The sequence below is a fragment of the Providencia sp. PROV141 genome (genome assembly GCF_028481645.1).
Taxonomy (GTDB): Bacteria; Pseudomonadota; Gammaproteobacteria; order Enterobacterales; family Enterobacteriaceae; genus Providencia; species Providencia rettgeri.
Genome location: NZ_JAMPPR010000003.1, coordinates 25,252 through 47,502, shown reverse-complemented (window position 1 = coordinate 47,502; position 22,251 = coordinate 25,252). Strand labels below are relative to the sequence as shown.

45 protein-coding genes are annotated in these 22,251 nt (G+C 40.7%); 24 read left to right on the top strand and 21 right to left on the bottom strand.

The genetic code is table 11. From position 1 onward, the window contains the following. Window positions 1-63 precede the first annotated feature (63 nt). The 15 genes from PSF09_RS02770 to PSF09_RS02700 form a co-directional block, all read right to left on the bottom strand. On the bottom strand, window positions 64-1,110 hold the full coding sequence (locus tag PSF09_RS02770) for a tyrosine-type recombinase/integrase (protein ID WP_272683461.1): 1,047 nt from the start codon (window positions 1,108-1,110) through the stop codon (window positions 64-66). Between the two features lie 204 nt (window positions 1,111-1,314). Then, window positions 1,315-1,539, bottom strand: a complete 225-nt coding sequence (locus PSF09_RS02765) for a hypothetical protein (protein WP_117162146.1) — start codon at window positions 1,537-1,539, stop codon at window positions 1,315-1,317. Further along, a complete protein-coding gene (locus PSF09_RS02760; protein WP_154633740.1) occupies window positions 1,536-1,742 on the bottom strand; it encodes a DUF4060 family protein in 207 nt (68 codons plus the stop codon). Before PSF09_RS02760 ends, PSF09_RS02765 begins: the two co-directional genes overlap by 4 nt. Before the next feature lie 188 nt (window positions 1,743-1,930). Beyond that, complete coding sequence (locus PSF09_RS02755; protein ID WP_272683460.1) at window positions 1,931-2,308, bottom strand: hypothetical protein; 378 nt, start codon at window positions 2,306-2,308, stop codon at window positions 1,931-1,933. Window positions 2,309-2,460: 152 nt separating this feature from the next. Continuing rightward, complete coding sequence (locus tag PSF09_RS02750) at window positions 2,461-2,640, bottom strand: hypothetical protein (protein ID WP_272683459.1); 180 nt, start codon at window positions 2,638-2,640, stop codon at window positions 2,461-2,463. A gap of 213 nt (window positions 2,641-2,853) precedes the next feature. Continuing rightward, entirely contained in the window at window positions 2,854-3,129 is a 276-nt protein-coding gene (locus PSF09_RS02745; protein WP_272683458.1) for a hypothetical protein, read from the bottom strand. Window positions 3,130-3,190: 61 nt separating this feature from the next. Continuing rightward, window positions 3,191-3,646, bottom strand: coding sequence for an ASCH domain-containing protein (locus PSF09_RS02740; protein ID WP_272683457.1), 456 nt, complete (start codon window positions 3,644-3,646; stop codon window positions 3,191-3,193). A gap of 617 nt (window positions 3,647-4,263) precedes the next feature. Beyond that, on the bottom strand, window positions 4,264-4,602 hold the full coding sequence (locus PSF09_RS02735) for a hypothetical protein (RefSeq protein ID WP_272683456.1): 339 nt from the start codon (window positions 4,600-4,602) through the stop codon (window positions 4,264-4,266). A gap of 35 nt (window positions 4,603-4,637) precedes the next feature. Further along, the gene (gene ssb / locus PSF09_RS02730) at window positions 4,638-5,099 is read right to left on the bottom strand and encodes a single-stranded DNA-binding protein (protein ID WP_272683455.1); all 462 of its coding nucleotides are present in this window, start codon (window positions 5,097-5,099) and stop codon (window positions 4,638-4,640) included. Further along, entirely contained in the window at window positions 5,092-5,895 is an 804-nt protein-coding gene (recT, locus tag PSF09_RS02725) for a recombination protein RecT (protein ID WP_131681033.1), read from the bottom strand. The genes ssb and recT overlap by 8 nt, the downstream gene beginning before the upstream one ends. Next, entirely contained in the window at window positions 5,888-6,706 is an 819-nt protein-coding gene (locus tag PSF09_RS02720; protein ID WP_272683454.1) for a PD-(D/E)XK nuclease-like domain-containing protein, read from the bottom strand. Before PSF09_RS02720 ends, recT begins: the two co-directional genes overlap by 8 nt. Then, window positions 6,703-6,924, bottom strand: coding sequence for a hypothetical protein (locus tag PSF09_RS02715; RefSeq protein WP_238563000.1), 222 nt, complete (start codon window positions 6,922-6,924; stop codon window positions 6,703-6,705). The genes PSF09_RS02720 and PSF09_RS02715 overlap by 4 nt, the downstream gene beginning before the upstream one ends. Window positions 6,925-7,057: 133 nt before the next feature. After that, the gene (locus tag PSF09_RS02710; RefSeq protein ID WP_272683453.1) at window positions 7,058-7,234 is read right to left on the bottom strand and encodes a hypothetical protein; all 177 of its coding nucleotides are present in this window, start codon (window positions 7,232-7,234) and stop codon (window positions 7,058-7,060) included. A gap of 79 nt (window positions 7,235-7,313) precedes the next feature. Beyond that, on the bottom strand, window positions 7,314-7,622 hold the full coding sequence (locus PSF09_RS02705) for a hypothetical protein (RefSeq protein ID WP_272683452.1): 309 nt from the start codon (window positions 7,620-7,622) through the stop codon (window positions 7,314-7,316). A gap of 1 nt (window position 7,623) precedes the next feature. Beyond that, the gene (locus PSF09_RS02700; RefSeq protein WP_272683451.1) at window positions 7,624-7,863 is read right to left on the bottom strand and encodes a hypothetical protein; all 240 of its coding nucleotides are present in this window, start codon (window positions 7,861-7,863) and stop codon (window positions 7,624-7,626) included. 213 nt (window positions 7,864-8,076) lie between these two features. Here PSF09_RS02700 and PSF09_RS02695 point away from each other — a divergent pair, with 213 nt between their 5' ends. Further along, window positions 8,077-8,379 (top strand): hypothetical protein, encoded by a 303-nt coding sequence (locus tag PSF09_RS02695; RefSeq protein WP_272683450.1) that lies wholly within the window; start codon window positions 8,077-8,079, stop codon window positions 8,377-8,379. On the opposite strand, the gene PSF09_RS02690 is transcribed toward PSF09_RS02695, so the two are convergent. The 6 genes from PSF09_RS02690 to PSF09_RS02665 all read right to left on the bottom strand — a co-directional run bounded on the left by PSF09_RS02690 (window position 8,342) and on the right by PSF09_RS02665 (window position 11,817). Beyond that, window positions 8,342-8,716 carry a hypothetical protein gene (locus PSF09_RS02690; RefSeq protein ID WP_272683449.1) on the bottom strand — a complete coding sequence of 125 codons (375 nt, stop codon included), beginning with the start codon at window positions 8,714-8,716 and terminating at the stop codon, window positions 8,342-8,344. The two genes, PSF09_RS02695 and PSF09_RS02690, sit on opposite strands and share 38 nt — an antisense overlap. A 14-nt stretch (window positions 8,717-8,730) precedes the next feature. Further along, entirely contained in the window at window positions 8,731-8,997 is a 267-nt protein-coding gene (locus PSF09_RS02685; RefSeq protein ID WP_272683448.1) for a hypothetical protein, read from the bottom strand. 704 nt (window positions 8,998-9,701) lie between these two features. Next, entirely contained in the window at window positions 9,702-10,223 is a 522-nt protein-coding gene (locus PSF09_RS02680; RefSeq protein WP_004245992.1) for a hypothetical protein, read from the bottom strand. Window positions 10,224-10,461: 238 nt separating this feature from the next. After that, window positions 10,462-10,803, bottom strand: a complete 342-nt coding sequence (locus PSF09_RS02675; protein WP_110732181.1) for a DUF3024 domain-containing protein — start codon at window positions 10,801-10,803, stop codon at window positions 10,462-10,464. A 26-nt stretch (window positions 10,804-10,829) separates the two neighbouring features. After that, window positions 10,830-10,964 (bottom strand): hypothetical protein, encoded by a 135-nt coding sequence (locus tag PSF09_RS02670; protein ID WP_258922512.1) that lies wholly within the window; start codon window positions 10,962-10,964, stop codon window positions 10,830-10,832. Window positions 10,965-11,106: 142 nt separating this feature from the next. Next, entirely contained in the window at window positions 11,107-11,817 is a 711-nt protein-coding gene (locus tag PSF09_RS02665; RefSeq protein ID WP_272683447.1) for a LexA family protein, read from the bottom strand. A 107-nt stretch (window positions 11,818-11,924) separates the two neighbouring features. On the opposite strand from PSF09_RS02665, the gene PSF09_RS02660 reads away from it, so the two are divergent. The 23 genes from PSF09_RS02660 to PSF09_RS02555 all read left to right on the top strand — a co-directional run bounded on the left by PSF09_RS02660 (window position 11,925) and on the right by PSF09_RS02555 (window position 22,134). Next, window positions 11,925-12,110: a Cro/CI family transcriptional regulator gene (locus PSF09_RS02660; RefSeq protein WP_042847907.1), complete on the top strand. Its 186-nt coding sequence runs from the start codon at window positions 11,925-11,927 to the stop codon at window positions 12,108-12,110. 110 nt (window positions 12,111-12,220) lie between these two features. Continuing rightward, complete coding sequence (locus PSF09_RS02655) at window positions 12,221-12,565, top strand: hypothetical protein (protein WP_272683446.1); 345 nt, start codon at window positions 12,221-12,223, stop codon at window positions 12,563-12,565. A gap of 69 nt (window positions 12,566-12,634) precedes the next feature. Beyond that, window positions 12,635-13,576: a replication protein gene (locus PSF09_RS02650; RefSeq protein ID WP_272656384.1), complete on the top strand. Its 942-nt coding sequence runs from the start codon at window positions 12,635-12,637 to the stop codon at window positions 13,574-13,576. Continuing rightward, window positions 13,573-14,247, top strand: a complete 675-nt coding sequence (locus PSF09_RS02645; RefSeq protein ID WP_272683445.1) for a replication protein P — start codon at window positions 13,573-13,575, stop codon at window positions 14,245-14,247. The genes PSF09_RS02650 and PSF09_RS02645 overlap by 4 nt, the downstream gene beginning before the upstream one ends. Window positions 14,248-14,263: 16 nt before the next feature. Further along, window positions 14,264-14,491 carry a hypothetical protein gene (locus PSF09_RS02640; RefSeq protein ID WP_272683444.1) on the top strand — a complete coding sequence of 76 codons (228 nt, stop codon included), beginning with the start codon at window positions 14,264-14,266 and terminating at the stop codon, window positions 14,489-14,491. 35 nt (window positions 14,492-14,526) lie between these two features. Then, complete coding sequence (locus PSF09_RS02635; RefSeq protein ID WP_206086961.1) at window positions 14,527-14,859, top strand: hypothetical protein; 333 nt, start codon at window positions 14,527-14,529, stop codon at window positions 14,857-14,859. 3 nt (window positions 14,860-14,862) lie between these two features. Beyond that, complete coding sequence (locus PSF09_RS02630; protein WP_272683443.1) at window positions 14,863-15,180, top strand: hypothetical protein; 318 nt, start codon at window positions 14,863-14,865, stop codon at window positions 15,178-15,180. Beyond that, complete coding sequence (locus tag PSF09_RS02625; RefSeq protein WP_109911128.1) at window positions 15,167-15,415, top strand: DUF551 domain-containing protein; 249 nt, start codon at window positions 15,167-15,169, stop codon at window positions 15,413-15,415. The genes PSF09_RS02630 and PSF09_RS02625 overlap by 14 nt, the downstream gene beginning before the upstream one ends. Then, a complete protein-coding gene (locus tag PSF09_RS02620) occupies window positions 15,415-15,747 on the top strand; it encodes a phage protein NinX family protein (protein ID WP_272683442.1) in 333 nt (110 codons plus the stop codon). The genes PSF09_RS02625 and PSF09_RS02620 overlap by 1 nt, the downstream gene beginning before the upstream one ends. Continuing rightward, window positions 15,744-16,193, top strand: a complete 450-nt coding sequence (locus PSF09_RS02615; RefSeq protein WP_036963872.1) for a hypothetical protein — start codon at window positions 15,744-15,746, stop codon at window positions 16,191-16,193. Before PSF09_RS02620 ends, PSF09_RS02615 begins: the two co-directional genes overlap by 4 nt. Next, a complete protein-coding gene (locus tag PSF09_RS02610; RefSeq protein WP_272683441.1) occupies window positions 16,190-16,438 on the top strand; it encodes a DUF3310 domain-containing protein in 249 nt (82 codons plus the stop codon). Before PSF09_RS02615 ends, PSF09_RS02610 begins: the two co-directional genes overlap by 4 nt. A gap of 248 nt (window positions 16,439-16,686) precedes the next feature. Next, entirely contained in the window at window positions 16,687-17,061 is a 375-nt protein-coding gene (locus PSF09_RS02605) for a hypothetical protein (RefSeq protein WP_272683440.1), read from the top strand. 75 nt (window positions 17,062-17,136) lie between these two features. After that, on the top strand, window positions 17,137-17,730 hold the full coding sequence (locus tag PSF09_RS02600) for a recombination protein NinG (RefSeq protein WP_272683439.1): 594 nt from the start codon (window positions 17,137-17,139) through the stop codon (window positions 17,728-17,730). After that, window positions 17,720-17,935 carry a hypothetical protein gene (locus tag PSF09_RS02595; protein ID WP_048606447.1) on the top strand — a complete coding sequence of 72 codons (216 nt, stop codon included), beginning with the start codon at window positions 17,720-17,722 and terminating at the stop codon, window positions 17,933-17,935. The genes PSF09_RS02600 and PSF09_RS02595 overlap by 11 nt, the downstream gene beginning before the upstream one ends. Next, on the top strand, window positions 17,932-18,435 hold the full coding sequence (locus PSF09_RS02590) for an antiterminator Q family protein (RefSeq protein ID WP_272683438.1): 504 nt from the start codon (window positions 17,932-17,934) through the stop codon (window positions 18,433-18,435). The genes PSF09_RS02595 and PSF09_RS02590 overlap by 4 nt, the downstream gene beginning before the upstream one ends. Window positions 18,436-18,732: 297 nt before the next feature. Continuing rightward, window positions 18,733-19,047 (top strand): phage holin family protein, encoded by a 315-nt coding sequence (locus tag PSF09_RS02585; RefSeq protein ID WP_226619035.1) that lies wholly within the window; start codon window positions 18,733-18,735, stop codon window positions 19,045-19,047. Further along, a complete protein-coding gene (locus tag PSF09_RS02580; protein WP_272683437.1) occupies window positions 19,040-19,432 on the top strand; it encodes a M15 family metallopeptidase in 393 nt (130 codons plus the stop codon). The genes PSF09_RS02585 and PSF09_RS02580 overlap by 8 nt, the downstream gene beginning before the upstream one ends. Beyond that, complete coding sequence (locus PSF09_RS02575) at window positions 19,429-19,806, top strand: hypothetical protein (protein ID WP_272683436.1); 378 nt, start codon at window positions 19,429-19,431, stop codon at window positions 19,804-19,806. The genes PSF09_RS02580 and PSF09_RS02575 overlap by 4 nt, the downstream gene beginning before the upstream one ends. Further along, a complete protein-coding gene (lysC, locus tag PSF09_RS20410; protein WP_442959951.1) occupies window positions 19,694-19,969 on the top strand; it encodes an Rz1-like lysis system protein LysC in 276 nt (91 codons plus the stop codon). Before PSF09_RS02575 ends, lysC begins: the two co-directional genes overlap by 113 nt. 417 nt (window positions 19,970-20,386) lie before the next feature. Continuing rightward, window positions 20,387-21,169 (top strand): KilA-N domain-containing protein, encoded by a 783-nt coding sequence (locus PSF09_RS02570; protein WP_230233083.1) that lies wholly within the window; start codon window positions 20,387-20,389, stop codon window positions 21,167-21,169. Beyond that, entirely contained in the window at window positions 21,150-21,506 is a 357-nt protein-coding gene (locus tag PSF09_RS02565; RefSeq protein ID WP_272683435.1) for a hypothetical protein, read from the top strand. Before PSF09_RS02570 ends, PSF09_RS02565 begins: the two co-directional genes overlap by 20 nt. A gap of 64 nt (window positions 21,507-21,570) precedes the next feature. Next, window positions 21,571-21,810, top strand: a complete 240-nt coding sequence (locus tag PSF09_RS02560; protein ID WP_272683434.1) for a hypothetical protein — start codon at window positions 21,571-21,573, stop codon at window positions 21,808-21,810. Between the two features lie 63 nt (window positions 21,811-21,873). Continuing rightward, the gene (locus PSF09_RS02555) at window positions 21,874-22,134 is read left to right on the top strand and encodes a DUF2560 family protein (RefSeq protein ID WP_036983118.1); all 261 of its coding nucleotides are present in this window, start codon (window positions 21,874-21,876) and stop codon (window positions 22,132-22,134) included. Window positions 22,135-22,251 lie beyond the last annotated feature (117 nt).

Genomic DNA, 22,251 nt, shown 5'->3' with positions numbered 1-22,251 from the left:
TGACTCGTAATCTAAAGTCGAAGTGATTTGGAATTTTGGATGTGTAAAATTAATCGTTGTACATCAGCCAGTTAAAAGTGTTAGATGTGGCTTTTGACTGGCTTCATTCTTCGACTGTGTCGAAATTGTGACGTGCTCACTATATTTGGTTAAATGTTGACCGCTAAAGTGTGCGTATTTTTGAACCATTTCTAACGTTTCCCATCCACCCATTTCTTTTAATACCATGAGCGGAGTTCCGCTTTGTGCGTGCCAACTTGCCCATGTATGTCTGAGGTCGTGAAAAGTGAAATCCGTTATGCCAGAATCAGTCAATGCTTGGTAATAGCATTCACGATAATAGTTACTCCTTCGCTTTCCTTCGTTGGAAAACACATAGTCACCATCCTTTTCAATCCCATTTAGAATTTCAATGGCCACATCATTTAGAGGAACCGGTCTAGCTCGTCCTGACTTTGCATTATCTGCAGTTACATGAGCAACTCTTCTAACTAGGTCTACACTTTTCCATTTAAGCGATAATATCTCGCTTTTTCTCATGCCTGTTAAAATAGCAATGGAAACAAAATCCTTCATCCACTTAACTTTGATGTTAGATAGAAGCAGTTCGGCTTCCCACTTTTCTAGCCATCGAACCCTAACGGTGGGCTCTTTCATTCTTGGTATATAGGATGACTTGGTTAGCCATCCCATTTTGTGTGCTAGGGAAAAAGCTCTTAAAACAAAAGAGCGATATCTATTCTTTGTTGCACTTGTTAACTTACGCTTAGTAATGGGGCTATAATCCGGTATTGCATTTGCAATATCATCACTAGTGATTGATGATAGCTTTTTTCCACCTAAAATAGCGATAAAATACTTAGAGTAAGCTTGCTTAGTTTTAAAGCTTGTTTGCCCCTTGGCATCTTTAAGAGCCAAAATGATTGCATCCTCAAATATCCGATCTGGTTGCTTCTCAAGCTTATCCTGCTGCCACAGGTCATGCTTTAGTTTGTCGTGATATTCTTGTGCTTTTATTTTGTCTGAGGTGCCAGTAGAGCGTCTAATTCTCTCGCCAGTTGGGGTGGATACATCGACCCAATACTTGCTGCCTCTTTTGTATATTGGCATTTGGTTTTCCTCTTACTACCGACCAAAGCCAGCCGATAGACATTATTGTCGTTAAACTGCGCCTGTTCAAACTTTTTTAGGCTTTCCTTGTTTGCTCTCCATGAGCTGCCGACCCTGAACATGTAATATCTTGCAGGGTTGCGGTATACCGTTGAAGATGACAGTCGGATCATCGATGCGTATTCTTTTATTGTATAAAGAGAGTCATCCACTATTAATCTCCTTATCGATAGAGTTGACGTACCAAGTCAACCACATAATAGGTGGGAATTTCTTGTGTTTTTCGCTGAGTGTTAATTGAAACTTAGGAAGGTAATCTTTGAGTATTGCCGTGCTTTGTTTATCGCTGAGTTTTTTGAGTTGCTTTAATTTATCTCTGCATTCCCTTGCTATCTTTCTGCGTCCATTTTCTAATATCTGCTCATTCATATCCTCTGCCTTTTATTTCTCATTGTTACCATATAAGACTTTTGACAGTTTTGAATTTCGACAGGATAGATATTCTTTCCTATCTTTATTTTGTGATTAACGATTATTCCTGTTCGACTGTGATTCTTTTTGTGGGCTTCCAATGCCGCATTAATAGCAATCCTTTCAGTGGGCGTGACTTCGCCGCGAATGATGAGTTTCATTATCCGCTCCGTTTAATATGATATTTAATTAAGTTCGATAACCTTTGACTGATATATTTCCGTTTATCTTTCTGACTATCCATACTTGCATATTCCTAATCATATATGCACATTCTTTTCCATCTCGCATTAAAAAATCAGATAGACAATTACCAGTGAATCGAATTAATTCATTGTCATCTTTATTTTTAACCGTTGTTGTTATTCTCATTCTCCGCATCCTTCATTAATAAATATGCTAGGCATATTGCACGAGTTAGCTTTTTATCTTCTGCCACATTCCAACCAGAGCCACATTGCCAAATTTCATCTACATAGCTAATGGCAATTTTATTTGTCTCCACCAAGCTCATTGCCATTGTGTGGCTAAAGAAATCAATCCATTCTGTTTCTTCCCACGTTTCTTCATTATCATATTTTATGCTGGCTTTTAGTTGACGTTGGAATAACTTTAAACTTCCAGTGCGCTGCTTGATATCTTTATACTGAATGCAATCATCCTTACAATTAAGAATGAATACCTTTTTATTAATCTCGAAGTCAGATAGTTTGGTGTATTTATTCATTGATTAACTCCAAAACGTATGGTTTAAACGCATGCTCAGCACCTTCTAATTCACAGAAAACATAAAGAGAATGAACAAAGGTTACAGTAAATATTTTGTCTTTATTGTTAATATGCTTACTTGATTGCTTCAGTCTAACTTTATCGCCGACTTTAAATTTCATTATCATCCTCTAAGATTTCATTAATTGTATCTCTAATATCAATTAAGTCTTGTTTTGTTACATCCATATTCCAAGACGGAGCATTTAAAATAAAACAATCTTTTATTATTGGTTCTATTTCAATGCAATCTCTATAATTTTCTAATCCAGCATAATATTTATCTTTCATTTCATATTTCTCCGCACTTAATCTCAACATCCCGCACCATCATTATCTGCATAGCACGACTCTCGCATTCTTGCTGTGTGTATATTTGCTCTGTAACAGGTACAGCAGAACCCTGTATTAGCATGAGTAATACATATCCGATTATTTGCATGAATTGTTACTCTGAATTTTAGGTATAAAAAACCCTGCTAGTGCAGGGTAAGATATTTATCATTAAAGATATGGTATCTGATGCTTAGTTATAAGATTTAAAATATCTTCATCACAAGGGCGAGTCATTCCGCTCTCATAAGCAATAGCGTAAAATTTGTTATCTTTACTTCTTATTTGCTCTGTTAGGAAGAACTTCGCACATTCATTATTCATGCGGGGGGTGGCAGTGGAGGATATTTTATTTTTTGGCGGCATTAAAAAACCGCTTTTCTCAAATGTATCTTTCTTGTGCTGAGTGGTACAACCATCTGCGTAGATCAATAAATAACAGACCATTTTACTCTCCTTATAATTGAGAGTTTACTATACCATCTAAAATTTAGTTAAGTGGTGATGCCTAATCAATTCTGCGAAACTCAATCACCCATACCCATTCGTTATTAATCCAGCTATCTTTTCCGTATATTGCATTCCACATCAAAGCAAACTCAGATGAGTAAGCGTTTTCATATCCATCGAACCCTTCAGCTTTAGCGTCGCTTTCACTGATATCATTTATTTGCTGCAACCAAACATCAGTAATTTCAATTTTCCCTTTGATATTACCGTCTTTATCTGCAACTTTGATGATGTTGCCAACTTCACCATACGGGCAATCAACATCAACAAATCCATGCCGCCATGCTGCACATACTTGCTCTGATAGTGTGTAGCCATCTTGCCATGCACCTAACTTGCGTAACTCTTCCTCGGTTACTTTAGGCTGTGGATCAATCGGTCTACGTGTCTGCGTTTTTCTGCCATCCATGACAGCTGATAACATTGCATCGTTAAACTTTATTCTGTCTTTCATTGTCACCTCAATTGATATGCTTTCACGGAAATTAATAATCTGTAAAGCATTGTTTTAAATGATTTATTTATTTTCCCCTTGGTGGTATGATCAATTTTCAACCACTAGTGAGGAAGAAGAAAAATGAGCAATCGATATTATGAAATAGAAGTATTTGGTATTCATTACAGGCTTGTAGCTAGAGATTCCAGAGATTCCTGTTTGACGTTTTATTTAGAGGATAATTCTAAATTTCCTAACTTTAGTAAGTGGGATGTGAATGAATTGATTCTTGATATAAAGATGCCCGACGGTATTAATAGAAGAGCTTTATTGACTAGGTCCGCTATGGGTATGTTCATAGCAAGTTTTATCTAAATCTGCATATGCCAAGGATTGGCATTCATTCCTCTTCATTGCATCCCTGCAAATTACACTTAATCACCATCTCTGCATCTTCAATGGTGCTGAATAGACCTGCTTCATAACCACAATTAAGGCATTGAATTATGAAGCCATATGTATTTGACGTTTGATCATGAGATTGGATTATTTTTGTTTCATCCCCGCAATCATGACATGTGTATTTTATGGTCATATCTATCTCCTGTTTGCATCCTTGCAAATATATCCATGAACTAATTCCAGTTTGATATTTCTTCTTCGATTAAATCGTCTATTTCGCCATTAGTAGCTTCTTCATTGAGAAACAAACGAGCCTCGGTAATATACTTTTCTCGGTTATCATCAAAGAACTTCGAAAATTCAGGTGACCATCCGTGGTATTCTCCATCAAAATCAAACTTGGCATTATTAAAAGCCATATCTTCAATCATTCCATCGGCGGTAATAACACCAGATTCGCGACAAAATCCCTTTAAGTCGCGCTTTCTGAAATAGGGTGAAACCTTCGAATCACAAACACGCTTGAATCGCCGCTTCCATTGTTGGATGCAGCGTCCGTGTAGAGTTTTCATGGTTATATCCTTTGGTTAAATCACATAGGGAAGGGTCAGAAGGGGATTTCTTGATCATCCCAATTCATTGGCGGCTCATTCTGCGGCGCTTGTTGCTGTGGTTGCTGAGGTTTTCGCAAGTTCTGGCTTCCTGCCTGATTGTTGCCGCCATTGCCACCCAGCATTTGCATAGAGCCGCCGATATTTACCACCACTTCTGTTGTGTATCGGTCTTGACCGCTTTGGTCTTGCCATTTACGCATTTGCAAAGAGCCTTCGATATAGACCTGTGAGCCTTTTTTCAGGTATTCACCTGCAACTTCAGCTAACTTGCCGAAGATACACACCCGATGCCACTCGGTCTTCTCGCGCATTTCACCCGATTGTTTATCACGCCACGATTCCGATGTGGCTAGTGTGAGATTTGCTACTGCGCCACCTGCTGGCATGTACCGAATTTCAGGATCATTACCTAAGTGACCAATGAGAATTACCTTATTTACTCCGCGACTAGCCATCGGTTCCTACCTCCTCATACTCTCCCTCAAAAATAGTGGCATTTTCTTGGTCCACATTAGCCTCTGCCTTTTCATCCAGAACGACGGCTTTTTGCATCTCAATAGAGACGGGGAGATACTTAAATAAACGACGAATAACGGTTTTCTTAGCCATCTCTTCCCAGTGAGAAACCCATGGGCCGTTTTGTCCAGCCTTGCTAGATGCTCTGACTTTCTCAACTTGGTTATACGTCATTACTTCAAACTGAACACCACCATCTTTTAATCTCGCCACTGCGTACACGTGCGTAATTGGTGAATCTTCATTTTCACTAGGCGTGTGAGTTAAGTCCTCATTAAGCCCGTACTCAAAGTGAAAGTTATCACCTTGTCTTACTGTTCTAGCTGAAATGCTGATTATTTGGTTTGAGCGACGGGCTAAATCAATCATCCCTCGATAACCAATAATTAACTGCACGTTTGATTGCCCTGATTTAGCTTTCCCGTTACCAAAAGGGAGCAGGTAGGCATGACCCAAAGCGTTGCCAGGTTCTAACCCTAATTGTGAGCACTGAACAACAGCACCAACAAAGCTTTGCATATCACAAGTGGCTAGTGCAGGTGTTTTGCGAATCTCTGTTGTTACAATGCGAATCATGCGGTCAGGTGTCATGTGGCGAGGCAGGGCGGCAGCTAATTGGGCTTTCATGCTTGGCTGATTAATGAACTGAATTAGTTGCTGGTCCTTAGTTTTAACTTTAACCTCTGTTCCTTGAGTTTTTTGCAAATCAGATTGAGCTAGCGGTGGGTTACTCATTCCTTAATTCCTTAGCCCAACGGGGCAGTGATAGTGTGCGTATGCCTGCCCACTCATCCGTTTTTAGGCATTCGGCATACGTTAGTAAATTATGTTTATATGCAGTGCGACCTGCTGATTTAGCCTCTTCACTCATAACATACGTTCTTACTGGGTATTTTCCGCAGTCAATTTTCGTACTGACCACTAAAAACAGAAATGTTGGTGTTATTCCAGTTACTTCCTTGTAACCATCAGAATAGAAGGCGTCCTGAACGTGATAGCGGTAGTTGTAATATTCGTAATCAAATTTTTCTATGTCGCCAGAGCTTTTTACGTCAACGATATAATTATGTGCTGTTATGATCCGGTCAGGTCTGCACCTGCAAAGAACATCCGTTTCTTTGTCAGTCCAGTAAATGCTACTTTCTGATACCCCATCAGCTTCCAAGCACCATTTAGCTATCGGGTGAGCTAGTGCGCTATCTCTCATAATCATTAACTTCCTGTTATCGTCATGAGTGATAGGGGTTATCCCTTCCTTTTCGCACATATCAAAGAACTCCTTTTCTTTCTCTTTCCCTGCGTTGGTCCGTCTGTTTACGTCAGGACCTATTTTGTATCGTTTGTGGTACTCGTCAGGCTCAAGCAATAAGCAATGAAGCGCGGTTCCAATTTCCAGCGGTTTTATTTTTTCTTCGTCAACAGGAGCTTCCTTGCTCCAAATATATTCAGCTGGCATTTCGTTTATAAGGTCCAACTGTGATTTACTGATACCTAATCCATTGTGGTAGTCCTCATTTGATATGTTGTAATAAATTCCCTCTTTCACATCATTCGAGCCTCTTTCATTAGTGATTTAATAAACTCACTTGCTCGATCCTGAGCTTCATCATATTCACTGTCAGTCCATTTATCAGTGAGTGTGCTTCCTAGCATTTCCATAAGTTCGTGAGCCTGTTCTGCTATGTATGCGCTTTGTGCATCCTGCCAAGCGACATTTTCTAGCCGAGTTTCCTCAATAGCATCTTGTGTTGCGTATGCGTTCATGCTGCGTCCTTACGTGAATGCTTTTGCTCCACGGTTATTAATTTCATGCTGAATGAGATTTGTACGCTCCATCGATGCTTTCATTTTCCACTGGAAAACTAAGTCGTCGATTTGCTCATTTGTCATTTCAGACTCACGTAGTAGGGTGAATATCTGCTGCTTTGCGTGTTTCTGCTTTGCGTTCATGTTGTACTCCGTATGCTGTTTTTAATGTTTCGTTTGCTTCGCTCCATCCGTTCTCATCCTTGAGATAACGTGCAATTCCAGCTTGTGATTGAGCTAAACAAAGTTTGTATTTATCAATATTCATGCTTACCTCTGGATGTGTGAAACTCTCACTTATCGATTGATAGCGATTGTTATTTAGGTTCTGGTGTTGGTGCGGTGGGTTACTGCTGACCGAGGGCTTTTGCGATTGCTGCTTTGGCTGTGTCTATTGCGTCTGCTAAATCACCTAGACCATCAATGGCCTCTTTAGCGCTTTCAGTTAGCTCAATCAAAGCCTCTAATAACTCTGGTGCTGCTGCTAATAATCTTGCATCATGTTTTGGTTGCTCACCTGCGCCATTCCAATCTTTTACAAATGCGACTATCTGGTTATTTTCATCAGTAACTTCAAAGAATCGATTTTCAAAGCTGTACCAATTAGCAACTTCCGTGTGAGCGTTAAATTTGCCTTTGGTTCCTTTAAACTCCATATCACCCCCGCGCCTTTAACATTGCATCTGCCATGCGGTAGCAGAACTCAGCTCTTTTGACCAGAAACTCATCAGAAGTATCATTTGTGTAATATCCCATTTCTGCATCCTGAGCTGCGAAATCACCCTGCATGCATTTAGCAGCGAAGTAGTCTCGCAATTCCATGCCTTCCTGCGCTATAAACTGCATATCTGGATGTCCACTTGCAGGAAAAGCTGCTCCACCTGTTTTATCTGTCATTTTCATATCCTCTTCTTTCAACAGTTTCCATTTTGGAAATAGCCACTCTATCTCCTATCTATTAATCAACTCACCACAGCCCACCTTGATGGACTGTAATTAGTTAACTGTGCCTGCTTTTAACCACTTCAGGCGAGGTGGTTTCCTTCCTTTCCACAGTCAAGGAAAATTGATATATTGGTTATTCCACAGTCAAAATAAGGAATGTTTTTAATGGCAAATTACTTCATAAGAATTGAAATTTATGATGCAGGAATTGAGCAATACGAAGGGCTTCATGAATCAATGCAAACGCTAAATATGCTTAAGTACGTAAATGGCTCAAGTATACTTGATGCAAGAGCGCTTCCTGATGGGTGTTATTTTGGTTCCTCAGCTCTTACCACTGAAGATATTCGCAATACAGTTGTGACAATAGCTAGAGTTTTTTCCTCTAAGGAACCATCCGTGTTCGTTGCTCAAGTTAGTAACTGGGCTGCTAATCTGCACCGATTAAGTGACCCGAATTATCAGTAGGGCTTATGCCAACCTGACCACTTCCACATAGTTCAGGTTTAGGTTCTTCACTTTCCAAGGTCACAAATGCTTTTCTAACTCTGTGACCTAATTCTAAAATTTCATCACGAGTCAGTTTAAAGTTGTGTCGATAGCTATCTATCAGCATGGTAGATAAAACCTCACGAGCTGCCCGTTGCGATTCTTCGGTTAGGTTGGGGAATGTTGGATTAAAGATGCTATCCGTTGCCAATTTAGCAGCATCCAGCGCTCTAATTTCTTCCGTTTTTACCTTTAGTACATCAGCAAGACCTTTCATTGCTGAGATTGTTTCTTTTTCTACCTGTTCGATATTCATTTTCTATCTCCTATTTATCTCGCCGTAACACTTCCATCACTCATAATCGGCTTGCGTAGCCGTGGTTGCTTGAGTTGTACATCGGGTATGTCTTTTATCCCGATAAGTAAGTTTGCCAGTACATCGGTTTCGTCTACTGGTTTAAATATCGAATCCCATATTTCTTCCACTGAGCGGCTTGGAGTTTTTACCTCTTCACGTTTACTAGCTAGAAATGCAGCTCTGCGCTCATATCTACGTTGAGAGTAATTACTTCTTTCAATGACTTTTATCGTTGCCATATTTGCCTCCTAAGTGATCTTTGGTGGTGATGCCGGATGCCTCCGGTAGCTGTCTTTCGCCAACAAGGCGACTGCTTGTCTTTTCGACCATCACCCCAAAAACCACTCAGTGGTGATTCAAGAATGCCTGAATCATGTTTTTCTGTTTTTTAAAGAGCATGGCTTGCTGATTAATCCCGCTTGCCTTTGATGTGATTAATAATACTAAAGGTATTAATCATGGTCAATACTAATGATATTAAAATAAATACCAAAAGTATTATTTGATTGAATTTAAACGGAATTTATTTTCAAAAATTATTTATCTTGCGAGGAAAATCACACTGGCGGGGAATTGCAGGCACAAAAAAGCCCTCGCGGGGAGGGCTGGGAGATTATTTATTTTTTAGTTCTGACAGGAAAAGACCAGCACTTATAGCCATAGGCGTGAGCATCTAACACTTTTCTCTCGGAATCAGGTGTTCCTGCCTTTGCTCTTGTCTTTCTATATCTGCATTTACACCAACGGTATCCTGCAGGTAATTCAGGGGTACTAATAGTTTTTAATTCCATTTTTACATCTCACCTCAGGCGGACGCTTCCCTGAGGACTTGATTTAATGTCGGAGATCCACTATTGTACTTGTGTGTTAAGTAAGTACGGTCGTGGGGTCCTGACATCTCCGATCTGAGCGTTATCCCCGGCAAGGGATTATGCTCAAATTTTTATTGAGGCCGAACGTAAACCTTCAGAATTGAGGAGATGCGTTCGGCTTCTTCGCTTGTAAGGTCTGTCGGAATACCGCTTATAGTAACTGTTGTTCCAGATTCAGGGCGAATAACTACGGGTAGAGAATAAGATGAAGGTTGGTCATTCTTAGGCTCTACTTCAGGTGCTTCTTTAGCCAATTCTTTTTCCTCTTCTTGGCGATTTGAAATAGGATTGTAGGGAATATCCTCATTAGCCTGAAAAGCTTTGAATTTATTAATTGCGCTCTCCATACGGCTTTTGTAAGCTTTAATGCTGGTATCGTTAGGTTTCGGCTCTGTTATTTCGATGTAGCGCTCTGCTAGAACATTTAAATCAAGCTTAGTTACATCCCCCATCTCTTCTTCTTTAACTACCGTTAGGAGGCGAGCAGATGAGTTTTTCAAGTTACGAGCAGTAGCCTCCTTCATTATGTTCAGCGACATAAGCGATTCAAGGAAATCCTTAAATGCTTGAACGCTTAATTCTTGGTTATTCATGCTAATCTCTCTAAGTTATTGATGCAGATCGAATTCTAACCAGACTCGTGAAGATTTGCAAGACTTAATCTTAATGAATCTTTGATTTAGGTAATCTGAAAACTATTGCTGTACATGAACCCAGTAAAAATAGATTGGATGTCAATTGTATTAATTAAAAAAAAGGCCGCATTTCTGCGACCTTAAGCTATTTAGATGTATTTTGTTGTGCGATATACCCACACCCTAAAGCGTGTCGTCACCCAAAGAAGCAGCCTTGTACATCATCTTCAACGAGCTTAATAGCGTCAGAGAAACTACCTAACATTTTTTCATCATAGTTGTGCCAGTTACTATCTTTATCCATCCAAAATAGAGACCAAGAGCTTTTAGATTTGTTATGTGTAATTTTGGCAATTGGCTCTTGAGCTTGACCATTACTCCAAGTAAGGCGTCTTACTTCAAATATGACAACGGAGTCATCTTCAATGTTGTAGCTTAAATCTAGCTCATCTCTAAGGTGTTCAGCCGGCCTACGTTTCTCCATGAAAAATTCCATGCATCTCTTAATGTTCGCTACTTCAATATCGTTAAATGCCATACATCCCTCTAAAACGTATATTTACTCTACTCTGCATTGAAAACCGAAATCCAAGCAAAAGGCTCTTCTGCAAGCTGTAATACTGCTCCAACTGCTAGCGCTATTATTAACATAACAATCAGCAGTTTATTTTTACTGATGAGTTCTAATAATCTTTTCATTTCGAACCCTCGCTAACTATCAAATGCAATCAGCAACAATAGAATGATATCCAGCACCGCAATAACAACTAGCAGTATCATTATGTTAGCGTTGGATATCAGCTCTAGCAGTCTCTTCATATTAAAACGTGTCGTCAGACCACTAAACTAATTTCATCATCATCTGAACAGCTACGCCGATGATCTTACAGTTTCCATTGATTGGCGTTATAGGCCACGCAGGGTTTAAGCCCTTTAAGAATTTCTGACCGCCATCAATAACTAGTTTTTTGAATGTGGCTTCGTTTGAATCAGTCAGTTTCGCTATTACCAAGCTGTTGTTTATTGGCTCTCTGCCTGTGTCCACTAAGACCAGTGAACCCTCTGGCACACTTTGCCCTGATGAAGCTGTCATTGAGTCGCCTTCAACTCTCAGCCAAAATGCAGCACCTTGTACATGTACTTCTGACTCATACCACTCATCAATCTGATCTAGCGTGTAAGGCTCACACGCTTCGTTCCATGACCCAGCTTGCACCCAGCTAATTACAGGATATTTAGGTGCAGGTCTATATGGTCTAGGATTAGACACGTTGGGCGAGAGTGCATTAGTGATCATCTCAGCTTCTTTAGCCAAAGTTGGGCTAAAGTCACCAATAGGGACTTGAAGCACATTGGAAAAAACTGAAGCAATCTGAACATTAAGCGGGTTTCTACCATTCAGATAATGGCCTACACCGCCTTGGCTAATATCTAGCATGTCAGCAATCTGCTGTTGCGTTATTCCCAATGACTTTTTCTTGGACTCATACAAAGCTTTCAGTCGATTTGCATCTTCAAGCTGTTCTGTCGTCAATTTGTTCTTATTGCTCATAGCGCTAATTCTAATACCAAAGCTATTAAAAGTGTTAATACCATATGTATTGACCTTTATTAATACTTTCAGTATTATTTGTGTGTGGAATAAAAAGGAGATTTACCATGGAAAGAATTCCTTTATCTGAATTTGTAAAAGAGAACAGTCAGGAAAAGGCAGCATCACTAATTGGGGTTCACCAAACAGCAATTAGTAAAGCCCTTCGTGAGGGTAGAAATATTTTATTAACTGAAACTGAGAATGGAATTAAGGCCATAGAAATTAAACCATTCCCAAGTAGTAAAAAATAAGAATCAACCGCTCTTTAAACAACTTAAATCGCTCTAGGCACTCTTGGAGCAACCAAACAACTCACAGGATCGTGAGCAACGGACTAACTACGTCAAAAGGAATTTAACAAATGGACACAACAAAAAATATCAAAATCACATGTAAACCAGAAACACTCGAAACCTATTTCTTTCAAATGATGTTTAAGGATGGAAATGACGGGTTCGCTAAAGCAATGGGTATTCACCCGAGTTCAGCTAGTAGAGAGAAGAGTCGCATATTCAGCTTGGCTTGTAAGGCTATAGCTCGTTATGGCTTACCTACTGAAGCTGTATCAATGCCTGAGAAGTCTAGAAGCGTAGTGATTGAAGGTGACTATGCAGAACGGTTAATTCAGGCGCTGGAAAGAAAAGGGAAGGTAAAAAGAAATGCCTCAAATCTGGCACAAGATGAGGCTCAAATTGAACTGCTTTAAGGAATCAATAATTGCAGGAGTAATTATACATGAATATTAATTACACAACAAATCGATATGGAGGTCGTTATGAATGTTGTTAAGCATGTGGACTTTGCTAACAAACAACTGATACCAGACAAACCAGAGGTTAAGGTGGCTGATCTTGATAATGGCTACCTTCGGGTAGCAAATGAAATTCAAGATGCTCTGTGTGCTCTCCAACTAGCAGGTAGGGAATGGCAGGTATTAAACGCCATTATTCGCTTAACGTGGGGATGGCAAAAGAAAGAAGACAGAATACAAAACATCTTGATTGAAGAGAAAACTAAACTAGGTAGAAATCCTGTATCTGAATCAGTCGGAGCACTTGAAGTTAGAGGGATTATTCATGTTAGACGAATAGGCCAAAATCGATATATTTCTATCAATAAAAACGTCTCTGAATGGGTATACACGAAAACAAGGAAAACTATCCCTGAAAACAGGGGTAACCATCCCCGAAAACGTGTAGCGGTATCCCCGAAAAAGGGGATCACCAAAGACATTCTTTCAAATACAGTAAAAGATATTAATAACTCTTCGTCCGAGAATTCTAACGAATCCTCTGACCGACCACCTGAAAAAGTTTTAGCTGTTAAGCCTGATGCGGTTGTTAGCTCACCCAAAGGCAACAAGTGGGGAAATGCTGATGACCTGAAAGCGGCTCAATGGATTTACTCACAAGTCCTGATAGTCAGCCCAACAACCAAAGAGCCAAACTGGTCAACTTGGGCTAACGATGTTCGACTGATGAGACAGTTAGACGGGCACACCCACCAAGACATTTGCAAAATGTTTAAATGGGCGAACAAAGATTCGTTCTGGTGTAGCAATGTTTTATCGCCAGCAAAACTCCGCGAGAAGTGGCCAACACTGGTTATTCAAAGTCAGCAGCCAAATCGCACGCAAAGAGCGTCAGGAAGCCAGCAGCCAGCAAGGCAATCAATAGACTACGAAAGCACTGAATGGATGGAGGGTATCGATGTATGAAATCACTAGTTACAGCAATCCAGCAGCGTGATTCAACGGCACTGCAAGCAATGGCAGCACATGCGCCGCCACAGCAGAAGCAAGCGGTAAAACAGCAAGTAGCCCAAGTATTTAACGAACTCTTTAGACAACTCAAAGCAACCTTCCCAGCGGCGATAGCCAACTTCAAAGAACAAAGCGACCTTGACGAATTCAAGCGCCAATGGACCATCGCATTTATTGAAAATGGTATCAGGACGCTTGAGCAGATAAATATCGGGATGAAAATTGCAAGGCAGCAAACCAATCCGTTTTTACCTTCTCCTGGTCAGTTTGTTCAATGGTGCAAGCAGGGTGACTATACAGCTCTAGGTCTGCCTACTGATGATGATCTTTTCGATATGTTCAAAGAGTATTGCTCAGTGAGAGGTTGGAGACGATTCAATTGGCAGTCTAACGCATGCTACTGGATGGTCACTAAAATTTATTCAGAGATGCGAAGCCGAAACTTATCGGATTCAGAAGTTAGAAAGCTTTGCTCATCAGAGCTTAACGCCATGGCTAAGCGAATTAAATCCGGTGAAAAAATACCCGATCCGATGTTGCAGCTAGAAAGCGCAGTGATACCCACCAAGCGCGACAAAGCTCTGTCAATCATCGCCGACCTCAAAAGCAAGCACGGATTCAAATAATTTAAAGGGATTGAAAATGATTAAACACAGAATTGGTAAGCCATACGTTAGACGCCTAAAGCGAGGTGACATCCCAGTAACAGCAGCGGCAGAGTGGGCGTCTGAATATTTTAAAAATAACAAGAGCGCTTTAGCAAATAAAACCATGTACGCAATCGGAATGCGCGGCACAAACGAGGTGTTTTTAGTATCACCATTTAAGCGCCAGTTAGTAAAGGCAATGCGTGACACACTGGTTAATTAGCCTAACACACCAAATCATAAGGACTTCTAGATGAGATGGAAAAAGAAAATTTATTCACCAAGTGCAAGCAGCTAACCGAGGAAAACCGGGAGCTAAAAACCGAAAGGGTTATCTCAAGAATTAAATTATCAAACCAACGATTAGAAATTGAATCACTACAGCGAGAGCTTGAAATTAAAAACTTCGATGTTTCTTGCATCCCACCGATACAAATCACACCACAAGTTACTGAATGGCTATCTGAGTACGGAATGCCGTGGGAAGTGTTTTATTGTGACAAATGCAAAAGTTGGTTTACTGAGCTAGATACTTTATTCCCTTGGGGCATTGATAACAGCGGTTGCAAGTGTGACCAACAAGAGGGTTGAGTGATGAAAGGAACAACGTTAACAGAGGGAGAGTTGGATATGAGCAATAAATACTTAGAAATAACACTAGGAACTGGCGATAAAGTAATTTCGACAGTCACATACCAAGAAATGGATTTCACTGGTATAGCAATCTCAAATAGGCATGACGGGAAGAGAGATATTGGTGGTGATCCCTTTCATTTTCCAGTAGGAACTACAACGGATGATTTGGACACATTAGTAGTGATTAAATCCAGCTCAATAGAATCTTTGAAAGTCCTCAAGGCAAGAATTGATGAGGCTATTGATTTGATGGAGGCATCTAATGCAGGGAACTAATTGGGTTAAGGTGAGTGAGAGATTGCCTGAGCTAGACACTCCAGTGTTCGCTGGATGGTTTTGGAATGGCAAGTTCGTATGGCATGTGTTCATGCGTTCAGATTCAAGTTTTGAAAGTTGGGTCTGGTCGCGTTCTTACTGCCACTATATCAGCGATAACGATGAGTTTTATGAAGATGATGATTATCCAATAACTCACTGGATGCCACTCCCACCAATGCCAGAGGGTGAATGATGAAAACAGTAAGAACGAGAGAGCTAAGAGGCAAGGCGTTAGACTGGGCTGTTATAGAGGCAAATGGAGAAGCTCACAGGGAAGATGCATACAGGAAGCATTACTCAGAACAATGGGAGCACTGCGGAGAATTACTTGAAAAGTACTGCATTGAATTAAGCATCTATGAAGATTTTTACTCAGCGACACGCGCCTCGACATCACCAAGGGATGATAGTGATTACCCGATTGGACATGGCTCTAATTACAGAGAAGCAATTTGTCGCTTTGTTGTTTTGTATCAGCTAGGTGAAGAAGTACAAATACCCGCATCACTTCAGGAGGCTAATTGACAGATGACATCTGTCTCCACAAATCCAATCTCAAAGGCATTTTTAAAACCCTCTCAGAAGTAACAGAAACTGGTAAACGTTACCGAATCAAAATCACCGAATGGCGTGAACTCAGAACAATACCAATGAACAAAACATGGCGTATGTGGATAGAAACCACAGGCGATTGGCTGCGTGCGCGTGGCGTTGTCATTGATATTAAAAATGGTGCTGGTGAGGTTGTTCTATCAAAGCCAATCACTAACGAAGAAACACACGAGTATTTTGTTGGTCACTGGCTAGGTCGTGATGAAAACGGAGAGCGTGAGAAAACCCGCAAGATGGATAAAGCACGGATGCTCTACATGATGGAGAAACACGAAGCATGGTGCATTGAGAAAGGCATTCCAATCATCATCCCAAACGACAGCGAATACATGAAACTCAAGGAGCAGCAAGAGAGATGAAAGATAACGTAAATAACCCAGCTCACTACGCATCAGGCGGCATTGAATGCATAGAAGCTATTAAGGCTAGCATGACACACGAGGCATTCTTGGGATATCTCAAGGGTAACATCCAAAAATATATCTGGCGGTATGAAAAGAAAATTAACCCGGTCGAAGATTTGAAAAAAGCCCGTTGGTATATGAATAGACTTGTTGATGAAGTGGAGGTAAGTCACCGTGAAATGCTTGCTAAATTCGATTGAATCTAAATCAATATTCGTAGTTACACATCAAAGCAAACCCAAGCCACCGCCAAGCAATATCACCTTTAACCCAATGAAATCAATCAACGAAAGCCGCCACATCCGAACAGCAAGGACGAGAAAATGACACCAGAAGAAAAACTAAAGCAACTAGATGAACGTTTAGATGAATTACACAGGGTAATTGATTATCTGAACGAATCACGCAGAGAGCTAATAAATCGTCACAACCTAAACAAGGAGAAGTTATGACTCAGCAAGGCAAGAACGCGATTGAAATAATCAAAGCGGTTAGAGAGCTTGAATATTTCACCGCAAAGCAAGCGCAAAACATAACAGGAATCCCTTACTCAACGGCAAGTTACATTATCAGCCTAATGCGTAAATTTGCGGCTGTGTCGGTTGTAGGGAAAAGCAAAGGTACATTGAGATACAAAATATCACCTGATGCTGTGCAGATTGTTAAACGTGAGTTTACCGAAGTTTTCAAGTCAGCACCTAAGAAAATAGACGACGAAATAGTAGGGCGTGGAATGGTCTATGTCGAAAAAACCAATGTGCAAGGTATGGGTAGCGCACTCCTAAAACGCATGGATTCTTTATTGAGCGAGGTAAGAGCATGAAGAAGCAATTATTCTTTGGTCTCATTGTTGGCCTAATAGTTACCGCTGTTTGTATTTTTGTGGAGGCTGTTAAATATGGCTAACCCAAGGCGACGGCGCTGCAAAATATGTAGAGAGTGGTTTTATCCAAAGTACGAAAATATAGAGTGGTGTAGTCCGGAGCATGGAGCAGAATTAGCAATCAAACGACGAAGTAAGGAGAGAGAAAAACTAGAAGCTAAACTCAAGAAAGAACAGAAGCAAAAAGAAGTAAAAGACCGCGATAAACTCAAAGCCCGCAAGTTAGCAGTAAAACCCCGCAGTTATTGGATTAAACAAGCACAACAAGCCGTCAACGCATATATCAGAGAAAGAGACCGTGATTTGCCATGCATATCATGCGGAACGTTTCAATCTGCTCAGTGGGATGCTGGTCATTATCGGACTACCGCTGCGGCTCCACAACTGAGGTTCGATGAACGCAATATCCATCGGCAATGCGTTGTTTGTAATCAACACAAGTCGGGAAATCTAGTCCCATATCGCGTAGAGCTTATTAATCGAATAGGGCAGAAAGCCGTTGAGTCTATCGAGTGCGACCATGAGCGCCACAAGTGGACTATTGATGAATGCAAAACCATCAAAGAGGTTTTTAGGAAGAAATTGAAGGAGCTGAAAGATGCAGGCTGAGATTACGACCATTCCTGAATTGCTGATTAAGTATTACGGGAATATGACTGAGGTGGGGCGGGTAATCGGAGCGAATAGAGGAACTATCAGAAAGTATGTTCGTGATGCTAGCGCTGAAAGCCACATTATTATCAACGGTAGATTAATGGTCAGGCATAGAGGCGGCGACAGATGGAAAGATAAAGAATCTCAGGAGGCTAAATGAGCTACATCGGAGAGAAAGAGTTAACTAAGGATCAGTTCGACTGGCTTAACGGATGGCTTGAATTGTGGGGCGCTTGGGTTCACTCAGGGCGATTGAATGTACGTATGATAAATATGATTTATAAATTCATGCGAACAGTCGAGCCAAACAGTACACCATCCAGACCAATGTGCAGTGACGATGAAGGAATGTTGATTTCTCAGGTCGTAGATTCAATCATCGCCACTGACGAGCAGGCTTATAAAATATTGCTCAGCTATTACGCTCATGGGGCATCCAAGCTTTCGATAGCATCTTACTACCATAAGGTTGCAAATCCCCGCAAAATGAACACAAGGTCAGGAGGAAAAGTAAAGGTTCCATCATTGCGAACATGCCGAAGGGAAGTTGATGAAAAACTGAAAGCTTGCCAGTGGTTATTGTACGAACCTCTACGAAATGCAATGAACAGTCGTAAACGTGTAGCTAAAGTTAGAAAAATAACTGAACTTTGCTATTGACTGCAATGACCAAATGGACAATACTTATCAGGTAAGCTGCCTTAACTGTTCTTAGGTTGGCTTAACCACATAAAGTACTCCCGTGTATAGCCCACGTTGCTCGATACAGCGTGGGTTTTTTATTGCCAAAATTCCAACCTGTAAGTAATCCTTACAAGTTCAAATTCAAGGGGTCGCCTAGTGCGGCTTTTTTCGTATACGCCGCCACAGAATTCTAATCACACACACTTAATTGACGCATAGAGATTGTGCGCGGCTATCTATTAACTTTAATCAGCCCCAAGCTAAGGGGGAGGTATGAAGAAAATGCCTTATAAAGACCCCTTCAGTTATAGCTGGGCGAGAGAGTTATTAATCGTAATCATGACGCTATTAGGCTCTATTGCCAGTTATGCATACAAAATCATTAATGGTGAGAAATTTAGTCTCTGGATGTTCATTGCTCAGGCTCTGGTATCCGTGTTTGCTGGCTCATTCGTTTTTCTTGCTGCGTCATATTTTCAATGGGCTCCTGAATATGCAGGCGGTATAGCTGGCATTGCTGGCTGGTCTGGTGCGGAGTTCGTAAAAACAATTGAGCGTAAATTTAAAAGGAAACTAGGCGATGAGTAATTTCAAATTCAGCCAGAGAAGCGAAAGCAATCTCAAGGGCGTCAATCCTGATTTAGTGAAAGTCATTCGTCGCACTCTGGAAATAACACCTGTCGATTTCATTGTCATTGAAGGCATGCGAACTCAAGCAAGACAAAAAGAGTTAGTCGCTACGGGTAAATCACAAACGATGAATAGCCGCCACTTAACAGGTCATGCAGTAGATATCATCCCTGTGAATACTAAATGGCAGGTTGATGAGTTTAAACCGCTATTGAAAGCAGTTAAGCAAGCCGCTGATGAGTTAGGCGTTAAATTGCGCTTTGGCATCAACTGGAAGAATGACCCATCACTACCGATTGAAACTAAGTTCATTGATGCGCCTCATGTTGAGATTCCAGCATGAAATGGATAACTAGCCCAATCACTGGTTGGCTTGCTGCGTTTCTGTTTTTCTCACTCTGGATTCTATCTGCATTAGCTCATGAGAAAGAACTAAGCGACCAGAAAGACCAAAAGATTATAGAGAGTAACCTGATAGTTTTTAATGCCTACCGGACGCTTTCTATATTTGACCGAATTTCACAAGCCAACGTCAAAGCAAAGCAATTAGAGGACTCAGAACATGTCAAAGTTAAGACTGTTATCAAAACAGTGCTCAAAGACAATGAGTGCGCTAATACTGCTGTGCCCGATGATGTTGTTAGTGAGCTGCGGAAATACAAAAGAGGTATTGATTCCCGTTCAACCGGTACCGATACCAGCGCATCTAACCGCTGACTGTCCTCAGCCTGATATTCCTGAAAATGTTGATTGGGGTGACATGCCACAGTTGCTGGTTGATTCCATGAACTCAATAGCAAAGTGCAACTTGGACAAGAAAGCAATACGGGAAATTGAACAACAAAGAAATGCCCCAAATATCGGGGCGAAGCGAGAATAACAGTTCATGAATGTAACGCAACTATACGTTAATCATGAATGACCACAACCTTAAAAAGGTAGTAATCTCAAACGGATATTACAAATATGAGCCTCCAATTAGGGGGTTTTTTAATGGCAAAAAAATAGCCCCTGGTGTTGAGGCTTAAAAGTGTAGGAATATATATGAAGTTAATAACTTAGCGATGTAATAACCATACCCCTCTTAATGTTACGTTACGAAAGTAAAGTTAAAAGAAAGTTACATTTATTCAAGTTTTGTAATCAGTAGTACGCATTTCACTCTGTGCATAGCACGCACATCTAAAACACCAAGAGCCTACAGAAAGTGATCCTGAGAACTGCCGTTATAGCTGGCGAGCTCTCTTGGGGCGGCTTTTCTGTGCTAACAGGTTCACTTTCTATAGGAAGAAACGTAATGATTAAAATCGTACCCATGAAGTATGACGAAACTCTGATCCCGTTTAATGGCGATTGTTGGGTTAATGCCACAGCAGCAGCTAGGCACTTTGGAAAACTAACCAAAGACTGGTTAAGGGTCTCATCAACTAAAGAGTATATCTATGAGGTTGGCAAAGAGCTTGATATTGAAGCGTATAATTCTAAAGAGGAGATTTCTCCCCTTTTAGTTCGAGTAGAAAAAGGACGACATGGCGGTACTTGGATCCATCCTGAATTAGTAATTGAGTTCGCAAGATGGTTATCACCAAAATTTGCTCGCGCTTGTGACCGGCACATTAAAAACATGTTGATGTCACAGAGTATGACATTGACCGAAGATCAGGTTATTGGGTTACTAACATATAAAGAGGCCACTGAATGGGAAAAGCGATTTCAAGAACCCTATTACAGAGCGCTATCAAAGATGTCAGGGACTCCTTATTTTGGTCATGTTGGCGGTTGTCCGTTATTGTTCGCTGGTATCACAGCTAAATGGGTTTATGGCGTTGCATTGCCTGATTATGTCTATGAATCTGTCAAAGAAAATAAAGGCGACAGAGAAAAAATCCATCAGTACCTGAAAGGTGATGCCTTGCATGCGGTAGAACAGCAAATGGTTGCAGTGACAAACATTGCTAATAGCTCTGTTGACTACAAAGACTTTGATGCTCGTTGTATGGCTGCTTTTGATGTTAAAGGGCAAATGCAATTGCTTTACCCTTCAGCGCATGGAGAGCAACATGCAGCAAGATTACAGTAAGCAAGTAGAAATCGTTTCATTAGTAGTCAGCGAGTTATTTTTGATTAGGCAGGTCGCCATGCATAAGCGGCCTGTTTTTCGTTCATCGCTAGGGGATATTAAGTTTAGCGTTGAGTCGTTGGCCAACTTCTTAACATCATACTATCGGGAAGATTATAAAAGCGACCTTGAATTAAGTATGCTGTTCTTCAATATGCTGAAAAGAGAATACCTACCAGATCCGACAGTGCTAGTTTCTTGGTGCATGAGTGAAGAGCTAACCAATGAGGCAATACATAAAATATCGGGCTTGCTTGAAGACTTCGCGGAAATGGAGTTTTCAAATCAAATTCAATAGGTCGCTCAGCGGCCTTTTTTATGGTGAAATGGCGCTAATTAATTCAATCAATGAGGTATGAGTGATGGATAAGCCAGACGATTTAATTAAGCACTTACCTTGGACTGGTGCTGCATTAAAAGTTGCACTGGTAATGACAGCCGAAACCATGAAACTAACGCCAGAAGAAGCTGATAGCCAAAACATCACTGTTGTAGTTGGCCCATTCGCTAGGCCATACAGAGAGATAATGGCAATAGCCGAGGAGTATGGTGAAAGAGAAATACCTAAGTCGATGCGCGATAAGCCGCTGGATATTAAATAGACAACAAGAATTCACAATGACCCGCCTAGTGCGGGTTTTTTATTACCTAAAGAAAGGCAATTTATGACTACTGAACTAACAGCAAAAGAGAAAATCCGCTTAGGTTTACTTAAGCTAACAGGCAATAACACCGCAGCAACCGCAAAGGCAATTAAACTAATCAACGACGACCAACTTGAATATGAGTTATTTGTCCAGCTGTGGAATAGCAACAACGGCAACTTTGATAACGGCAGCGTAGACACGCTAACGAAAGTTGACTCTGTCTATCAACGAGTGCAGGAAACAAAGAAAACGTTATTCAACGATGAAGTAGCAGAATAACCATTTTATAAAATTCTACAAACGTCATTCATGGAGTGGCGTTAATAGAGCTTTATATAAGTTTATGACGGCAAAGGTATCACTGGTTGCCGAGTGTATATAAACATAACCAGTTAA